This is a genomic window from Streptomyces sp. NRRL S-244 (genome assembly GCF_000717915.1).
Taxonomy (GTDB): domain Bacteria; phylum Actinomycetota; class Actinomycetes; order Streptomycetales; family Streptomycetaceae; genus Streptomyces.
Window position 1 is genome coordinate 268,289 of the sequence record NZ_JOCX01000008.1, and the last position, 14,948, is coordinate 283,236.

Annotated in this window: 10 protein-coding genes; 8 read left to right on the forward strand and 2 right to left on the reverse strand. The window is 73.4% G+C overall.

The genetic code is table 11. The features are described from left to right. Window positions 1–66 precede the first annotated feature (66 nt). The gene (locus tag IF02_RS34325; protein WP_158708488.1) at window positions 67–738 is read right to left on the reverse strand and encodes a hypothetical protein; all 672 of its coding nucleotides are present in this window, start codon (window positions 736–738) and stop codon (window positions 67–69) included. A 179-nt stretch (window positions 739–917) separates the two neighbouring features. On the opposite strand from IF02_RS34325, the gene IF02_RS0112310 reads away from it, so the two are divergent. From IF02_RS0112310 to IF02_RS0112345, 8 genes are all read left to right on the forward strand, one after another. Continuing rightward, a complete protein-coding gene (locus tag IF02_RS0112310; RefSeq protein ID WP_051696161.1) occupies window positions 918–1,520 on the forward strand; it encodes a rhomboid-like protein in 603 nt (200 codons plus the stop codon). Between the two features lie 80 nt (window positions 1,521–1,600). Next, on the forward strand, window positions 1,601–2,398 hold the full coding sequence (locus IF02_RS0112315; RefSeq protein WP_030156210.1) for a tyrosine-protein phosphatase: 798 nt from the start codon (window positions 1,601–1,603) through the stop codon (window positions 2,396–2,398). 132 nt (window positions 2,399–2,530) lie between these two features. Further along, window positions 2,531–4,474 (forward strand): hypothetical protein, encoded by a 1,944-nt coding sequence (locus IF02_RS0112320; protein WP_420708133.1) that lies wholly within the window; start codon window positions 2,531–2,533, stop codon window positions 4,472–4,474. 156 nt (window positions 4,475–4,630) lie between these two features. Further along, window positions 4,631–6,103, forward strand: coding sequence for a hypothetical protein (locus IF02_RS0112325; RefSeq protein ID WP_106977271.1), 1,473 nt, complete (start codon window positions 4,631–4,633; stop codon window positions 6,101–6,103). A gap of 148 nt (window positions 6,104–6,251) precedes the next feature. After that, window positions 6,252–7,148 carry a metal-dependent hydrolase gene (locus IF02_RS0112330; protein WP_030156215.1) on the forward strand — a complete coding sequence of 299 codons (897 nt, stop codon included), beginning with the start codon at window positions 6,252–6,254 and terminating at the stop codon, window positions 7,146–7,148. Beyond that, entirely contained in the window at window positions 7,145–8,191 is a 1,047-nt protein-coding gene (locus IF02_RS0112335) for a PDR/VanB family oxidoreductase (protein WP_030156217.1), read from the forward strand. The genes IF02_RS0112330 and IF02_RS0112335 overlap by 4 nt, the downstream gene beginning before the upstream one ends. Window positions 8,192–8,222: 31 nt before the next feature. Further along, window positions 8,223–8,945: a TetR/AcrR family transcriptional regulator gene (locus tag IF02_RS0112340; RefSeq protein ID WP_030156218.1), complete on the forward strand. Its 723-nt coding sequence runs from the start codon at window positions 8,223–8,225 to the stop codon at window positions 8,943–8,945. A 22-nt stretch (window positions 8,946–8,967) separates the two neighbouring features. After that, window positions 8,968–9,504 carry a GNAT family N-acetyltransferase gene (locus IF02_RS0112345; protein ID WP_030156220.1) on the forward strand — a complete coding sequence of 179 codons (537 nt, stop codon included), beginning with the start codon at window positions 8,968–8,970 and terminating at the stop codon, window positions 9,502–9,504. Window position 9,505: 1 nt separating this feature from the next. Here IF02_RS0112345 and pulA read toward each other — a convergent pair whose 3' ends face one another. Next, the gene (gene pulA, locus IF02_RS0112350; protein ID WP_037836105.1) at window positions 9,506–14,851 is read right to left on the reverse strand and encodes a pullulanase-type alpha-1,6-glucosidase; all 5,346 of its coding nucleotides are present in this window, start codon (window positions 14,849–14,851) and stop codon (window positions 9,506–9,508) included. Window positions 14,852–14,948: the final 97 nt, after the last annotated feature.

A 14,948-nucleotide genomic window follows, 5' to 3' on the forward strand; every position in this document is an offset into this window, starting at 1 on the left:
GGCGAAGACATGGGTGATCGGGCCCCGGGTCTCGCCCCTCGCCAATGCGGGAGGTGCGCCGGTCAGTCAGGCGGCGCGGGCAAGACGGCCGGGGGCCGTGGCGTGGGTGTCCCGCCACCGGGGCGGACCGCGGCGCACCAGGGCGTGGGCGGGCACCGCTCCGCGCAGCCCGCGCGGGGGTTCGTACGAAGGCCGGGGCGCGGCCGGCGCCGGTACGGGGGCCACCCGGGCCCGGAGCAGCGCGAACGCGCGGGCGAGCGGCCGGGCGGCCAGCAGCGCGGCGGCACCGAGGACCGGGGCCAGCCGGAACACGGCGGCCTCGCCCCATGCCAGCCAGGCGGCGCAGAACAGGCCGGCGAGCACGTGCGCGACGATCATGCCGAGGCCGCCGTGCCCGGCCATGTCGGCCATCCCGCTCGTTCCGGCCATGCCGTGCATGCCGGCCATCCCGGCCATCTCATGCATTCCGGCCATGCCGTCCATGGCGCCGGTACCGGCGGCTCCGGCCGCGTCCGGCATCGCCGTGCCCGCCATGTGGGGGTGCCCGGGCACGGGCGTGCCGAGCGGGGTGCTCTTCGCGGCGTGGCCGCCGTGCCCCGCCTGGCTGCCCGAGAAGACCAGGTGCAGCACCCCCTGCACGGCGAGCAGCGCCGCGCTGATCCCGACGGGCCCGCGGCGGCGCCCGGCGCCGAGCCATGCGAGCCCGCCCGTCACCCCGAAAGCACCCAGAAGGCCCATCAGGGGAATGCCTACGCCAGACATGTACGAATGCCCCACAGCACCCAATGCGGTGCACACCGCCGCGAACATCGCGGCCCGTGTGGCGCGCAGCGGCGCGGGAGTTCCTGACATGGCTGAAACATGCTCGCACGGGCCCCGGTTCCGCCAGCCCGAGGGTCGTGTCCGATCATGATCGGATGAATTCACTGCTCTGGCCGCCACCGGCCATCGGCGTGGTGTATGCGGGCGGGGTCCAGCTCGGCGCGTACGCCCTGGAACGACGGGGGACGGCGGAGCGGGACCGGGTACTGCGGGGCTGCTCGACGAATGTCGACAATCTCGCCGCCGGCCGCTGGGAGACCCTGCTGAGCAGCGCCTTCGTCGTCGAGGAGCCCATGCCGCTGCCGTACGCGCTGCTGCTCGTCGCGGTCCTCGGGTACGCCGAGTACGCGTACGGGGCCTGGTGGACGGTCGGGGTGTTCCTCTTCGGGCACGCCACGGCCACGCTCCTCGTGTTCGGCGCCCTGCGCGGGAGCGCCGACGCGCCCACCCGGCGGGCCCTGGACGTGGGCAGCAGCTACGGCTTCAACGCCGTGCTCGGCGCGCTGACCTCCGTACTGCCGCGCGGCCCGGTCCGTACGGCCGCACGGGTGGGGCTGCTGGCGCTCGCCGTACGGCCGGTGCTCAAGCGCGAGCGGACGTTCACCGACGCCGGGCATCTGGCGGCACTGGGGATCGGGGTCGGCATCTCCCTCGCCCTCGATTGCCTATCCGGGACTAAGCATCCGAAAATCGGATGAATGCACACCGCTCACACCGTCTGAACCCCTCGCACCACCCGAACCACCCACGCCGTACGCACACCGCTGGAGCCGCCACGATGACCACGACCACCCCCTCCACCACCGTCGCCAACCTCCGCGACCTCGGCGGCACCCCCCTCTCCGGCGGCCGCACCGTCCGCCCCGGCCTGGTCCTGCGCTCCGGCCAGCTCGACCGCCTGGACGTGGCCGCCGACCCGGTCGTGGCCGCGCTGGGCCTGCGTACGGTCATCGACTTCCGCACCGACGCCGAGCGCGCCGCCCACCCGGACCGGATACCGGAGGGCGTCCGCCTCCTGGTCGGCGACGTCCTCGCCGACAAGCTGAGCTCCGGGAAGATGCCGGCCGCCACGCAGCTCAAGGACCTGCTGTCCGACCCGGCGATGGCGGAGGAGCACCTGGGCGGCGGCAAGGTCCAGGTCCTGTTCGCCGACACCTACCGGTCCTTCGTGTCCACCGCTTCGGCGCAGGCCGCGTACCGGACCCTGCTCACCGAGCTCGCGGACCCGCAGGCCGGCCCCCTGCTGTTCCACTGCACCGCCGGCAAGGACCGCACGGGCTGGGGCGCGACCGTCGTCCTGTCGCTGCTCGGCGCGGACGACGAGACCCTGATGGCCGAATACCTCTCGGTCAATCCGGCGGTCAAGCAGGCGTTCGCACCGATGATCGAGGGCTTCACCGTCGCCGGGGGCAACCCGGACATCGCGCTGGGCCTGATCGGGGTGTTCCCCGAGTACCTGGAGGCGGCGCTCGACGAGGTGAGCACGCGCTACGGCTCGATGGAGAAGTACGTGCGCGAGGGTCTCGGCGTCCCCGACGAGGCGGTCGAGGCGCTCCGCGCCCGCCTGACGGCGTGACGCTCCGACCTCGGTCCGACCCGCGTCCGACCCGGGTCCGGACCACGTCCGGCCCGCGCCTGCCCCGGGTCTGACCCGAACGTGCGACCTGGGGACGGGTGACCATCCGACGATTCGCTCGTTCTGCTGAACGTGACTGCGCCGGACACCGCCACCCGCCCCCCGTCTCCCGTGCCGCCCGACGTCGAGCTGGCCGAGGCCGCCATCGTCGAGCACTACCCGCGGCTGGTGCGGCTCGCCTACCTGGTGCTGCCGCCCGCCCTCGGCCGCAACCGGCGGGTGCTCACCGCCCATTCGCTGGCCCAGCGGGCGCTCCCGCGCGGGCGGCGCGGCTCCGGGACGGAAGCCGCCGCCGCAGCCGCCGTGCAGGGCGGGGTCCCGGGCCAGCGCGGGACCCCTGGGGCCGATTCGGGGTACGCGTACGTACGGCTGAGGGTGCTGCGCGCCGCCCTGGAGGCCGGGATTCCGCTGACCTTCCGGGCGCTGCCCCGGCGGGCGCAGCTGCCTCCACTGCTCCCCCAGGTGTGGGGGCTGCGGCTGTTCCCCCGCTCCGGCGGGGCCGAGGAGCTGGCCCTGGACCAGTGGCTGGCCACTCTCGACGGGCCCGGCCGGGCGGCCTGCGTACTGCGCGCCCTGGAACGGCTGCCGGAGCCGGAAGTGCTCCGGGTGCTCACCGAGGCCGGGGTCACGAACCCCGCCGCGGCCGTCGCGGAATCGGGGGACCCGGCCAACGACTCCCTGTTCGCGTCCCCCGAGTTCGATCCCTGCGTACTCCAGGCGCGCCCCACCGACCTGCTGCGCCGGCGCCGGTTCACACGGGCCGCGCTGGCCGCCGCGGCCGCCCTCGCCGTGTGCGGGGCGCTGCTCGCGCTGCCCGGCGGCGGCTGGGGCGCGGACGGGGCCGCGGCCCCGCCGTACGCCCTCAACGCGGCGGCTGAGCAGGCCCTGGATCCGGGCAAGCTGGTCCGGGTCGCGCCCGCCGCCTGGCGTACGTCGTCCCGTACGGGCTTCTCCACCTGGCCCGCCCGCGGCAACCGCACCGACGACGCCGAACTGCTGCGCCGGGCGCTGGCGGTGTGGGCCCGGCCCGGCCGGGCGGTGGTCGCCTCGGCCACCCCCGGCACCCCGCCCGGACCTCCGATGGGCCCGCCGCAGCTGCTGTTCGCGGGCACCGTCGACCAGGCGGTCGTGGTCCTGCTGTACGACGGCCTGCGCGTGGTCCGGTACGCCGAACCCCGCACCGGGACCTCGGTCGCCGCCCTCGACTTCGCCCGGACCGACGCCGCCTCGGCGGAGAGCGCGACCGCGCTGGTGCTGAGCCGGGTCGACGGCAACGTCCGCTACCTGACCGCGCCGTGGGTCACCGGCGCGGGGCTGCGGGACCTGCTCAAGCCCGGCGAGGCCCCGGCGGTGCTGAAGCTGGGCCAGGACGGGATCACCCCGCCGGTGGCGAGCCCGGCCCCGGCGGGCAACTGCACCGGCTGGAACGCCCTGGCCCTGACCGGCGGCGGTGCCACCCGGCTGGTCACCGACCTCGGCGAGCTGACCCCGGCCCGGCTGACCTCGGGCGCGCCGGGCGCGGAGCGCGACGTGGCGGAGGGGGCGGAGCTCGGCGACTGGTCGCGGATCGCGTGCCTGCTGCCGTCGGTCCGCTCGCACGGCGTCCGCAGCGTCAACGCCTGGACGTACGCGAAGCAGCCGCTGCCCGAGGGCGACGGTACGGCGACCTGGCTGTGCACCCGGGCCGAGACCTGGGCGGGTACGGAGGACCGGGTGCAGGCGCAGTTCCTGGCTCCGGGCGCGCCGCTGGCGGCGCAGGCGGCGAAGGCGGAGGGTTCGCCCGCGTGCGGGGCGCGGGAGCCGCGGGTGCTGGCGGGCGTGCTGTGGAAGTCGAAGGCCGGCCAGTGGTACGTGCTGGCGGCGGGCAGTGCGCAGTTCGCCTCGCTGTCGGTGTCGGGCGGCGGGGTGAACGGGGCGGCGAACGGCAACCGGCTGGCGGTGAAGGCACCGGAGGGCGCGCAGGTGGAGCTGGCGGGCAAGCTGACGGACGGTACGAAGGCGGGGGTGCTCCGGTAGCCCCACCGGCACGTGGGTGAATCTTCAACCGTCAAGAGTCGTCGGGGAGTTGGCGGGATCCGGACATGACTGCCACCGGGCACACATGGCATGATCGGATTCCGGTTACCACGCGGTAACCCACTCACACCCCTCACGTACTGAAGGTTCCCCCACGTGCGCATGCTCGCCCGACGGCTCCTGCTCCCCGGCTTGACCACACTCGCGCTCACCGCCACCGGCTGCTCCTCGACCCCGCACACCGGCGCCGCCGACGCGGCCGCCCCCGCCACCCTCGCGCCCTCGGGCGACGGCACGTCGCAGCAGCTCGACGTCGCCGCGGCGCCGCAGGGTACGCCGACACCGGCGGCCGTGGCCCGCGCCGGCGGGAAGGGCAGGACGGAGCAGTCCTCGCTGAAGGTCGCCTCGTACGACCAGGCGACCGGACGGGCCGTCATAGCCAAGGCCCCGCAGGGGCCCGCCCCGTCCTCCTCGCCGAGCAAGAAGCCCGAGCCGGGCAAGAACCCCGGCACCGGCAAGTCCCCCGACACGGGCAAGTCCCCGGAGCCGGGGAAGTCCCCCGAGGCCGACAAGCCCGTCGCGGTCGGCGACGTCATCGCCAGCGCACCGGCGCCCGGCGCCCCCAACGGCCTGCTGGCCAAGGTCACCGAGGTCATCGGGAAGACCGACCGCGGCACCGAGGTCAAGACCGCCTCCACGACGCTGGCCTCCGTCCTGAACGACGACAAGGCCGGCGGCAAGGTCCCCGTCGACCCGTCCTCGGTCACCGTCGAGCCCCTGATGAAGGGCGTCACCTTCTCCTGGGCCAAGACCGGCGGCGTGAAGTTCGGCCCCGAGGGCGCGAAGCTGCCCCTGGGCAACCTGCGGCTCGACGTGAACGCCGCCGTGGACACCGCCCCCGACGCCCCCGCCTCGGCCGGCGCCTCGGTCTCCGGCTTCGTCCAGCTCGCCCCCCAGGTGGAGTTCTCGTACGACGGCACCCCGGGCGGCGGCTCCGGGCCGCGCGGCGCCTTCCTCGGCATGAGCGGCGACTGGTCCTCGCAGTGGAAGCTCCAGGGCCGCGCCGCGGCGAGCACCGGGGCGCCCAAGCGGATCCCGTTCGCCAAGCTGCACACCGCTCCGGTCATCCAGGTCGGCCCGGTGCCGGTCGTGGTCAACCTCGACCTGACCTGCTACGTGCAGGTGGAGGCCGACGGCCGCGTGACCCTCGACGTCCAGCAGGACGTCAAGGGCGACTTCAAGATCGGCGGCAGCTACGCGCTGGGCAAGGGCTGGACGCCGGTCAGCCAGTCCAACGTCAAGAGCACGCCGGTCACCGCGACCGTCACCGCCTCCGGCAAGGTCAAGGGCGCCCTCGGCGCCGAGGCCTCCGTCGGCCTGTACGGGGCCGTCGGCGTCAGCGCGGACTTCGCCCCGTACCTGCGCGGCGAGGCCGACGCCAAGGCGAGCGCGTCCAGCGACGGCAAGACCTCCCTCAGCGGCTCGTGGGCGCTGTACGGCGGCTTCGACCTGAGCGGGAACCTGCACCTGCAGCTCTCCCTGTTCGGCACGCCGCTCTTCGAGCGCAAGATCCCGCTCGGCGCCCTCAACCGCGAGTGGGCGCTCGCGAGCGGGCACGCCGAGCGGTAACCGGACCCTGAAGTCCCCCGGGCGCGGCATGCCCGCCCGGGGGACTTCTGCATGCCCGGGGGACTTCTGCACGCCCAGGGCCCTCGGGCCGGAACTTGATGGCCGCAGAGGGCTTTTCCTCTCCCCTACCCCTCAGTACATTGACGCCATGTCTAATACGCCGCACGCGCCCGCCCCCGTGGCGGCGGAACACATCGCGCTCAAGGCCCGGAACGTGTCCTTCGGCTGGGAGGACACCCCGCTCCACTGGCTGCCCGGCGACCCGTTCGCCACGCACACCATCAACGTGCTGCACCTGCTGCTGCCCGCGGGCGAGCGCTGGTTCGTGCACGTGTACAAGCAGGTGCTCCCGTACATCAAGGACGAGCAACTGCGCGCCGACGTCGTCGGGTTCATCGGCCAGGAGGCCATGCACGCCGCCGCCCACGACGACGTGCTCCCCCACCTCAAGCGGCTGGGCCTGGACCCCACCCCCTACACGGCGCAGGTGGACTGGCTCTTCGAGAAGCTGCTCGGCGACCGGACCCTGCCCCCGGGCAAGGCCCGCCACTGGTGGCTCATGGAGCGGGTCGCGCTGATCGCGGCGATCGAGCACTACACGGCGTTCCTCGGGAACTGGGTGCTCAACGCCGACGAACTGGACCGCCGGGGCGCGGACCCCGTGATGCTGGACCTGCTGCGCTGGCACGGAGCGGAGGAGGTGGAGCACCGCTCGGTGGCCTTCGACCTCTTCATGCACGTGGACGGCGGCTACCACCGGCGGGCCCGGACCTGGGCCACCGCGTTCACGGCGCTCGTCTTCCTGTGGCAGCGGGGCGCCCGCTTCTTCATGGAGAACGACCCGGAGCTGCCCGCCGCCAAGGCCTCCCTCGGCCAGTTCTTCCGGGCGGGCCGGCAGGGCACGCTGCCCTCGGCGGGCGCGATGCTCAAGTCGATCCCGACGTACCTGTCCCGTACGTACCACCCCTCCCAGGAGGGATCGACGGCCCAGGCCGTGGCCTACCTGGCCTCCTCCCCCGGCGCGAACGGCGGTGCCACGGCATGAGCCGCGCCCTGAAGCTGGCGGCGGTGGCGGGCGCGGCGCTGCTGACCCGGCGCGCCCTGCGGGGGCGCATCGCCCGTTCCCCCCTGTGGCCCCTGCCTGCGCTGGAGACCCCGGTCTCGGGCCACTCCCCGCGCCGTTGGCTGCCCGCACTGATCGTGTCCCGTACGGAGCCGGCGGACGGGGTCCTGATGCTGACCCTCGAATCGGCGGAACTCCCGCCGTGGAGCCCGGGCGCGCACGTGGACGTACAGCTCCCCTCGGGCCTGGTCCGCCAGTACAGCCTCTGCGGCGACCCGGCGGACGCGGGCCGCTACACGATCGCGGTCCGGCTGGTCGAGGACGGCCGCGGCGGCTCCCGCGAGGCGCACGCGCAGCTGACGGAGGGCGCGGAGCTCCCCGTACGCCCGCCCCGCAACCGCTTCGTGCTGGAGCCGTCCTCCTCGTACCTCTTCGTGGCGGGCGGAATCGGCATCACGCCCGTCCTCCCGATGCTGCGGGCGGCCACGGCGGCCGGCGCGGACTGGACCCTCCTCTACGGCGGCCGCAGCCGCGCCTCGATGCCGTTCCTCGCCGAACTGGAGCCGTACGGCTCCCGGGTCACCGTCACCCCGCAGGACGAGGCGGGCCTCCCCGACCTTGCCGCACTCACGGCGGCGGGCCCGGACACCCTGGTCTACTGCTGCGGCCCGGCCCCCCTGATGGCGGCGGTCGAAGCGGCGGCCCCGCCCGGCACCCCGGTCCACCTGGAGCGCTTCACCGCGACCCCCGCGGCCGGCACCTCCCGCCCCTTCACGGTCGAACTCCACCGCTCGGGCCGCACGATCGAGGTCGCGGCGGAGGAATCCGCCCTGGCCGCGGTCCGCCGGGAGCTCCCCGACACCCCGTACTCCTGCGAACAGGGCTTCTGCGGCACCTGCCAACACCGCGTCCTCGCAGGCGGGGTCGACCACCGCGACACCCTCCTCACGGACCGGGAGCGCGAGGACTCGATGCTCCTGTGCGTCTCCCGCGCCCAGGACGACCACCTGGTCCTCGATCTCTGAGCGTTGCCGCAGGCCCAGTAGGGTGTGGCGCATGACTACCGGGACGCGGCGCAGGATGGGTGTCGAGGAGCGGCGGCAGCAGCTGATCGGGGTGGCCCTGGAGCTGTTCAGCCTCAGGTCGCCCGACGACGTGTCGATCGACGAGATCGCGGCGGCCGCGGGGATATCGCGGCCGCTCGTCTACCACTATTTTCCGGGCAAGTTGAGCCTGTACGAGGCCGCGCTGCGGCGGGCCGCCGACGAGCTCGCGCAGCGGTTCGTGGAGCCTCGGGAGGGGCCGCTCGGGGCGCGGTTGCTGCGCGTCATGGGCCGGTTCTTCGCGTTCGTCGACGACCACGGGCCCGGTTTCTCGGCGCTGATGCGCGGCGGCCCGGCCGTCGGGAGCAACCGGACCAACGCGATGATCGACGAGGTCCGGCAGGCCGCGTACCTGCAGATCGTCACGCACATCGGCATCGAGAACCCGCCCGCGCGGCTGGAGCTCGTGGTGCGGTCCTGGGTGTCGCTCGCGGAATCCACGGCGCTGATCTGGCTGGAGGGGCGGAAGATCCCGCGGGCCGAGCTGGAGCTCCAGCTCGTGCACGACTTCGCCGCGCTGGCCGCCGTGAGCGCCGCGTACGACGCGGAGATGGCCGCCATCCTCGGCCGGATCCTCGCGGACGAGCCGGCCGACGGGCCGTTCGGGGAGCTGGTCGGGCGGCTCGTGGGGCTCGTGCCCCCGACGGTGGAGCCCGTCGTTCCCAACGCCCGGTGATCATCCGCGTGATAATGCGCCCGTGATCATTAATGACGGGATCTTGTTCCGGCGTGCCGTGGAGAGGGACGCCGCCACGCTGGTGGCGCTGTACGACCAGGCCGCCCGGTGGATGCGCAAGCACGGGATCGACCAGTGGAAGCCCGGGGACAAGGACGCGGCGCACTTCCTGGCGAAGATGCGCGAGGGCGAGGTGTGGCTCGCCGGGGACGCCGACGGGCGGATCATCGGCGCGTACGAGCTGTGGTGGTCCGACGAGGAGGCCTGGGGCGTGCAGCCGCCGGTCGCCGGCTACGTGCACCGGCTGATGGTGGACCGCGAGAGCGCGCCCGCGGCGGCCGGACGGCGGATACTCGAACATGCCGAGCGCCGGATCGCCGGTTCCGGACTGCCGCGGGCGCGGCTGGACTGCGTCTCCACCAACCCCCGGCTGCTCGCGTACTACCGGGGTGCGGGCTACCGGGTGGTCGGGGAGTTCCCCCACAAGGAGGGCAAGGACGGTCGCGTGTACGGGGTGATCCTGCTCGAGAAGCGGCTCGATCAGCTCACCGTCGTCTGAGCTACCGGTTCCGGGTGAAGACCGCGACCGTGCGGGGCGGCGTCGTGAACTCTCCCGTCCTCGCGTCGTACGCCGCCTGCTTGACCGCGGGGTCAGAGCCGGCCGCCTGGACCGGGTGCAGGGCGTAGGCGGTGCCCGCGAGGGCCGGGATGCGCTGGGTCCGGGCCGCGGGGGTGGCGTTGAAGACCACCACCAGGTCGCCGAGGGTCATGGTGATCACCCCCGGGGTCTCGTCCGTGCCGGAGAGCGGGAAGGCCAGCGCCGCCTGGACCGCCTCGGGCGTGGTGAGGGCGAAGGCCGGTTCCGTCGTACGGATCCGCAGCAGGTCGCGGTAGGCGGCCGAGGCGCCCGTGATCTCGGCGCAGCCCGGTGCCTTGGCGCCGGCCAGCAGCGGCTTCGCGTAGAGCCACTTGGAGCCGTTGTCGGCGGCCGGGGGCAGACCGCGCCCGAAGCCGTTGCCCTCGCGGCAGTCCCAGTGGATGGCGTTGAACCAGTCGCCGCTGTCGTACGAGTTGCGGTCGAGGGACTTCGAGCGGAGCAGGTCCGTACCGGCCTGGGACAGCGAGGGGCCCTGCGAGAGGGTGCCGACGGCCATCGCCAGGACCTGCATCCGGGCCTGGTCCGCGGCCGAGGTGCCCTGCGGCAGCTTGTAGGCCAGGGCGTCGGCCAGGGTCTCGTTGTCGTGGGCGTCCGCGTAGGCGAGGGCGTCGCCGGGAGCCGCCGCGTACCCGGCCGGGGAGCCGTTGTAGTCCACCTCGGACCCCTTGGTGCGCCGCCCCGCGCTGTCCGTGAAGGCGTACGAGGCGAGGTTGCCGGACAGTCCGACCTTGATCAGGTCCTGGGCGTGCAGCAGCCGCGCCCGCTGCTGGTCCGCGGTGCCGTTCGCGGGCGAGGCGTTCGGGGCCGTGAACAGGCCGGAGGCGAAGCCCTGGACGCGCGGGTCCTCGTCGAAGGGGCCGCCGCCGCGGACCGCGTCGCGCGAGCGGTCCGAGAAGGTGGCGATGCCGGTGCCGGCCATGTTCTTCTGCGTGGCCTGGACGAAGCGGGCGTCGTCGGCGACCTCGCCGAAGTTCCAGCCCTCCCCGTACAGGATGATCTTCTTGCCGTCGACGCCGTCCTTGGCGACGGTCAGCGCGTCGAGGGCCTGGCGGACGGCCAGGATGTTCGCCTTCGGGTGGTGGCCCATCAGGTCGAAGCGGAAGCCGTCGACCTTGTACTCCCTCGCCCAGGTGACGATCGAGTCCACGACGAGCCGGCCCATCATGGCGTTCTCGGGAGCCGTGTTGGCGCAGCAGGTGGAGTTGGCGACCGAGCCGTCCGCCAGCAGCCGCTGGTAGTAGCCCGGCACGATGCGGTCCAGGACCGATGTGCCGGACTGGCCGGACGCCACGGTGTGGTTGTAGACCACGTCCATGACGGTCCGCAGTCCGGCGCCGTTCAGCGACTGGACCATCCTGCGGAACTCGACCGTACGGGCCGTGCCGTTCGGGTCGCTCGCGTACGAGCCCTCCGGGACGGTGTAGTGCAGCGGGTCGTAGCCCCAGTTGTACGCGCCCTTCGCGGCGGCCGCGGCCACGCAGGCCTGCTGCTCGGGCGAGTCCGGCGCGTACACCTTCAGGTCGCAGGCGGGTTCGGTGCGGTCGGAGGCCTTCTCCGGGATCGTGCCGATGTCGAAGGCGGGCAGGAGGTGTACGTAGGAGGTGCCGGACGCGGCCAGCGCGCGCAGGTGCTGCATGCCCGCCGAGCCGGTGTCCGTGAACGCCAGGTACTGGCCGGGGTGGGTGCTCGTACGGTCCGCGACCGAGAAGTCGCGGATGTGGAGCTCCTGGATCTGCGCCGAGGTGAAGGGGACGGGCGCGGGCTTGCGCAGGGCGCGCCAGCCGGGCGGGGCCAGCTTCGGGTCGGCCAGGTCGACGGCCAGGCTGTACGTGGAATCCGTGGTCAGGGCGGTGGAGTACGGGTCGGTGACGAGGTTGCGGACCATCTGGCGGGCGCTCGGGGCCCACACGGTCACGTCGTAGCGGTAGGGCTTGCCGGTCCAGCCGCGCTCGCCGCGCACCGACCAGACGCCGGTGGTGTCGTCGCGGCGCATGGGGACGGTGCGGCCGTCGAGTTCGAGGGCGACCTGGCGGGCGGTGGGGGCCCAGACGGAGAGGGTGGGGCGGCCGTCCTTGAAGACCGGGCCGAGGGCCGCGGTGTTCGCGTACAGGTCGTCGAGTACGCCGGCGAGCTGGACGCCGGTCGCGGCCAGCACGGCGCCGTTGGCGGCGCGGGCGCTCGCGACGAGCTGGCCGCGCAGGGCCTCGCGTACGCGGTCGCGGTCGCGGGGGTCGACGGAGTAGGCGGAGTACGTCGCCAGGTGCGGGAACTTCTGCTTCTGGGCGGCGGTGAGCTCGGTCTTGGCCAGGCGCAGCCAGGCGGCGCCGTCCGCGTGCAGGACACCGTTCCCGGCGGTGACGGTGCCTTCGCGGGAGGCGAGGAGCTGGACGGAGGCGGCGGCCGCGGGGGCGTTCCAGGCGAGGGTGGAGCGGTCGATCCAGATGGCCTCGGACTTGGTGAGGTCGAGGGCGGCGGAGGAGCCGGCGGGCTGCGGCAGGAGGTAGGGGGCCCGGCCGCCCAGCATCCAGACCTCGTGGCCGGTGGCCTTCAGGTCGAGGGACTGGTCGGAGGGGAGGTCCTTCTCGTCGCCCTTGTGGAGGATGTAGCTGAGGCTGGTCGCCCCGGCCGCGAGCGGGACCTCGTACACGGCGCCGTAGGAGTCGGTGCGGGTGGGCGGCAGCGGCTTGGACCAGTCGGTGGGGGTCGCGGCGCCGGTCCAGACGTGCAGGCCCCAGCCCTCGTAGGCGCCGTCGGCGCGCTGGTGGTGCAGGACGGCCTTGGCCTGGTCCTGGGGCGGGTAGGCGGGGCGGTCGGTGGTGGCCGCTTCCTTGCCCTGCTCCAGCCAGACCTCGCCGCTCTTCGTCACGTCGAGGGTGCGGTCGGTGGCGACGTCCTTGTTGCCGTCCTTGTCGATGACGAGGTAGCCGATCGAGGAGGCGCCGGGCTTGAGCTTGACGTAGGCGAAGGCGCCGTACGCGTCGCGGCCGGTGAAATCGTGCCCGGCGGGCCACGGCGTGGCTTCGCCGTCCGCGAGGTCGCCCCAGGCGTAGAGCCGCCAGTTGGTGTAGTCGCCGTCGGGGCGGCGGTAGTGGACGACCGCGATGTCGCGCTGGGTGGCGGTGGGGACCGGGGTGGGCGGGACCTGGCCGGAGACGGACTCGGCGAGGGCGCTCGCGGTGCGGCCGGAGGCGTCCACGGCGACGGCCTTGTAGCGCAGGGCGGTGCCGGCCGGGGCCGTGACGTGCTGGGTGACCTTGTACGGGGCGTGGTCGGCGGATCCGAGGACCTGCCACTTGCCGGTGCCGGTCTGGGCGGCGAAGACGACCCGGTTCAGGCCGCCGCCGGTGACGTCGGCGGAGAGCTCGACGGTCCCGGTGGCGCCGGGGGCCGGGGCCCTGAGGGTCAGGGCGGGCTTGGCGGCGGGGGCGGCGAGGGGGGCGGCGCCCTGGAGGACCACGGAGCCGAGGGCGGGGACGGTGACGGTGAGCTTGCCGGCGGCGGAGGCGCGCAGCAGCGCGGTGCCGCCGTACAGGGTGCGGTACTGGGCGCCGGCCGGGGCGTCGAGTTCGACGGTCCGCGCCTCGGCGGCGTTGTTGGCGGCGACCAGGTACTCGGTGCGGGATCGGCGGTCGGTCCGGGCGAAGGCGTAGACGGAGCCGTCGGCGAATCGTTCGCTCTGGACGCCGTCCCGCAGGGCCGGGTGGTCCTTCGTCAGCTTCGAGAGAGCACTGATCTGCTGGTAGAGCGGGTGTCCCGGATCGTAGGCATCGCTCGCGTGGGTGCGCACCGTTCCGAGCTGGTCGTCGTCCAGGTAGTCGGCGACCCGCGTGCCGAACAGCGGCTGCCGGGCGTCCTTGTCGCCGCCCGCGCCCGTGAAGCCCTGCTCGTCGCCGGAGTACACCACCGGGTTGCCCCGGGAGAAGAACATCAGCTCGTTGGCGAGCCGGTACCGGTCCAGCAGCTCCTGCTCCCCCGCCCCCGGCCGGTCCTGCTTCAGGAAGCTCCCGAAGCGGCCCATGTCGTGGTTGCCGAGGAAGGTGACCTGCTCGTACGCGTTCGCCTTGTCCGTCGTGTACCGGTAGTCGTCGGCCAGTACGGAGCCCAGCCGCGGGGCCCCCGCGCCCTGGGAGGCGTACGCGCGGATCGCGTCCTGGAGCGGGAAGTCGAGGGTGGCGTCGAGGCGGCCCTGCGTCACGTACGGGGAGGTGACGGCGGTGTCGGCGGAGTAGACCTCGCCGAACATGAAGAAGTTCTTCCGGCCGCGCTGGGCCGCGTACTTGTCGAGGGCGGTGGCCCACTGCGTCCAGAACCCGGTGTTGACGTGCTTGACCGTGTCGATGCGGAAGCCGTCGATCGAGAAGTCCTTGACCCACTTCTCGTAGATCTTCTCCATCCCGCTGACGACCTCGGGCCGCTCGGTCCACAGGTCGTCGAGGCCGAAGAAGTCACCCTGGTCGGAGGATTCCCCGGCGAAGGTGGAATCGCCCCGGTTGTGGTACATCGCCGGGTCGTTGAGCCAGGCGGGAGCCTTCAGGTTCTTCTTCGCGTCGGGCACGAAGGGGGTCCGCGGGAAGGACTCGGCGTCGACGCCCGGGAACTTCTGCTTCCCGTCCGCGTAGTCGGAGTCCTCGAAGGGCACCCCGTCCTTCGTCAGGTAGGGGAAGGCGCCCTTCGACAGGTAGGAGTACGACTGCTCCCGGTAGTCGACGACATCGGCGGTGTGGTTGGTGATGACGTCGAAGAAGACCTTCATCCCCTTCGCGTGCGCCTTGTCGATCAGCCGCTCCAGGTCGGCGTTGGTGCCGAAGTGCGGGTCGACCTGCGTGAAGTCGGTGATCCAGTACCCGTGGTACCCGGCGGAGACATCGGCCCCCTTCCCCTGCACCGGCTGGTTCTTGAAGATCGGAGCCATCCAGATGGCGGTGGTTCCGAGCCCCTTGATGTAGTCGAGCCGGTCGGTCAGCCCCTTGAGGTCGCCGCCCTGGTAGAAGCCCTTGTCCGTCGGGTCCAGCCCGGTCTCCAGCCGGCTGCCGGTCAGGCCGCCGGTGTCGTTGCGCGGATCACCGTTCGCGAACCGGTCCGGGAGGACGAAGTAGAACTGCTCCCGGGTCAGGTCGTGCCGCGCGGGCTCGGCGGCCAGCTTCGCGTCCGACGGCGGGGCGGGCGGCGCGGCGGCCGCGGCCGGGAGGGCGGGCAGGAGCGTCACGGCCAGGGCGGCGGCGAGCACTCCTGCGGCGGGGCGTATCAAGGCGGGTCTCCTTGGTTACGTGTCGCGTGGATGAGGGCCGCCCGGCGGATGGCGGGGTTTCTGGACGCCGGGCGGCCCTGGTCGGTGGGGGCGGGTG

What these genes read in the sequence shown, in the direction of transcription:
- IF02_RS34325 (WP_158708488.1), bottom strand. Translation starts at nt 738, where the DNA reads ATGGGCCTTCTGGGTGCTTTCGGGGTGACGGGCGGGCTCGCATGGCTC.
- IF02_RS0112335 (WP_030156217.1), top strand. Translation starts at nt 7,145, where the DNA reads ATGAGCCGCGCCCTGAAGCTGGCGGCGGTGGCGGGCGCGGCGCTGCTG.
- IF02_RS0112315 (WP_030156210.1), top strand. Translation starts at nt 1,601, where the DNA reads ATGACCACGACCACCCCCTCCACCACCGTCGCCAACCTCCGCGACCTC.
- IF02_RS0112330 (WP_030156215.1), top strand. Translation starts at nt 6,252, where the DNA reads ATGTCTAATACGCCGCACGCGCCCGCCCCCGTGGCGGCGGAACACATC.
- IF02_RS0112310 (WP_051696161.1), top strand. Translation starts at nt 918, where the DNA reads ATGAATTCACTGCTCTGGCCGCCACCGGCCATCGGCGTGGTGTATGCG.
- IF02_RS0112340 (WP_030156218.1), top strand. Translation starts at nt 8,223, where the DNA reads ATGACTACCGGGACGCGGCGCAGGATGGGTGTCGAGGAGCGGCGGCAG.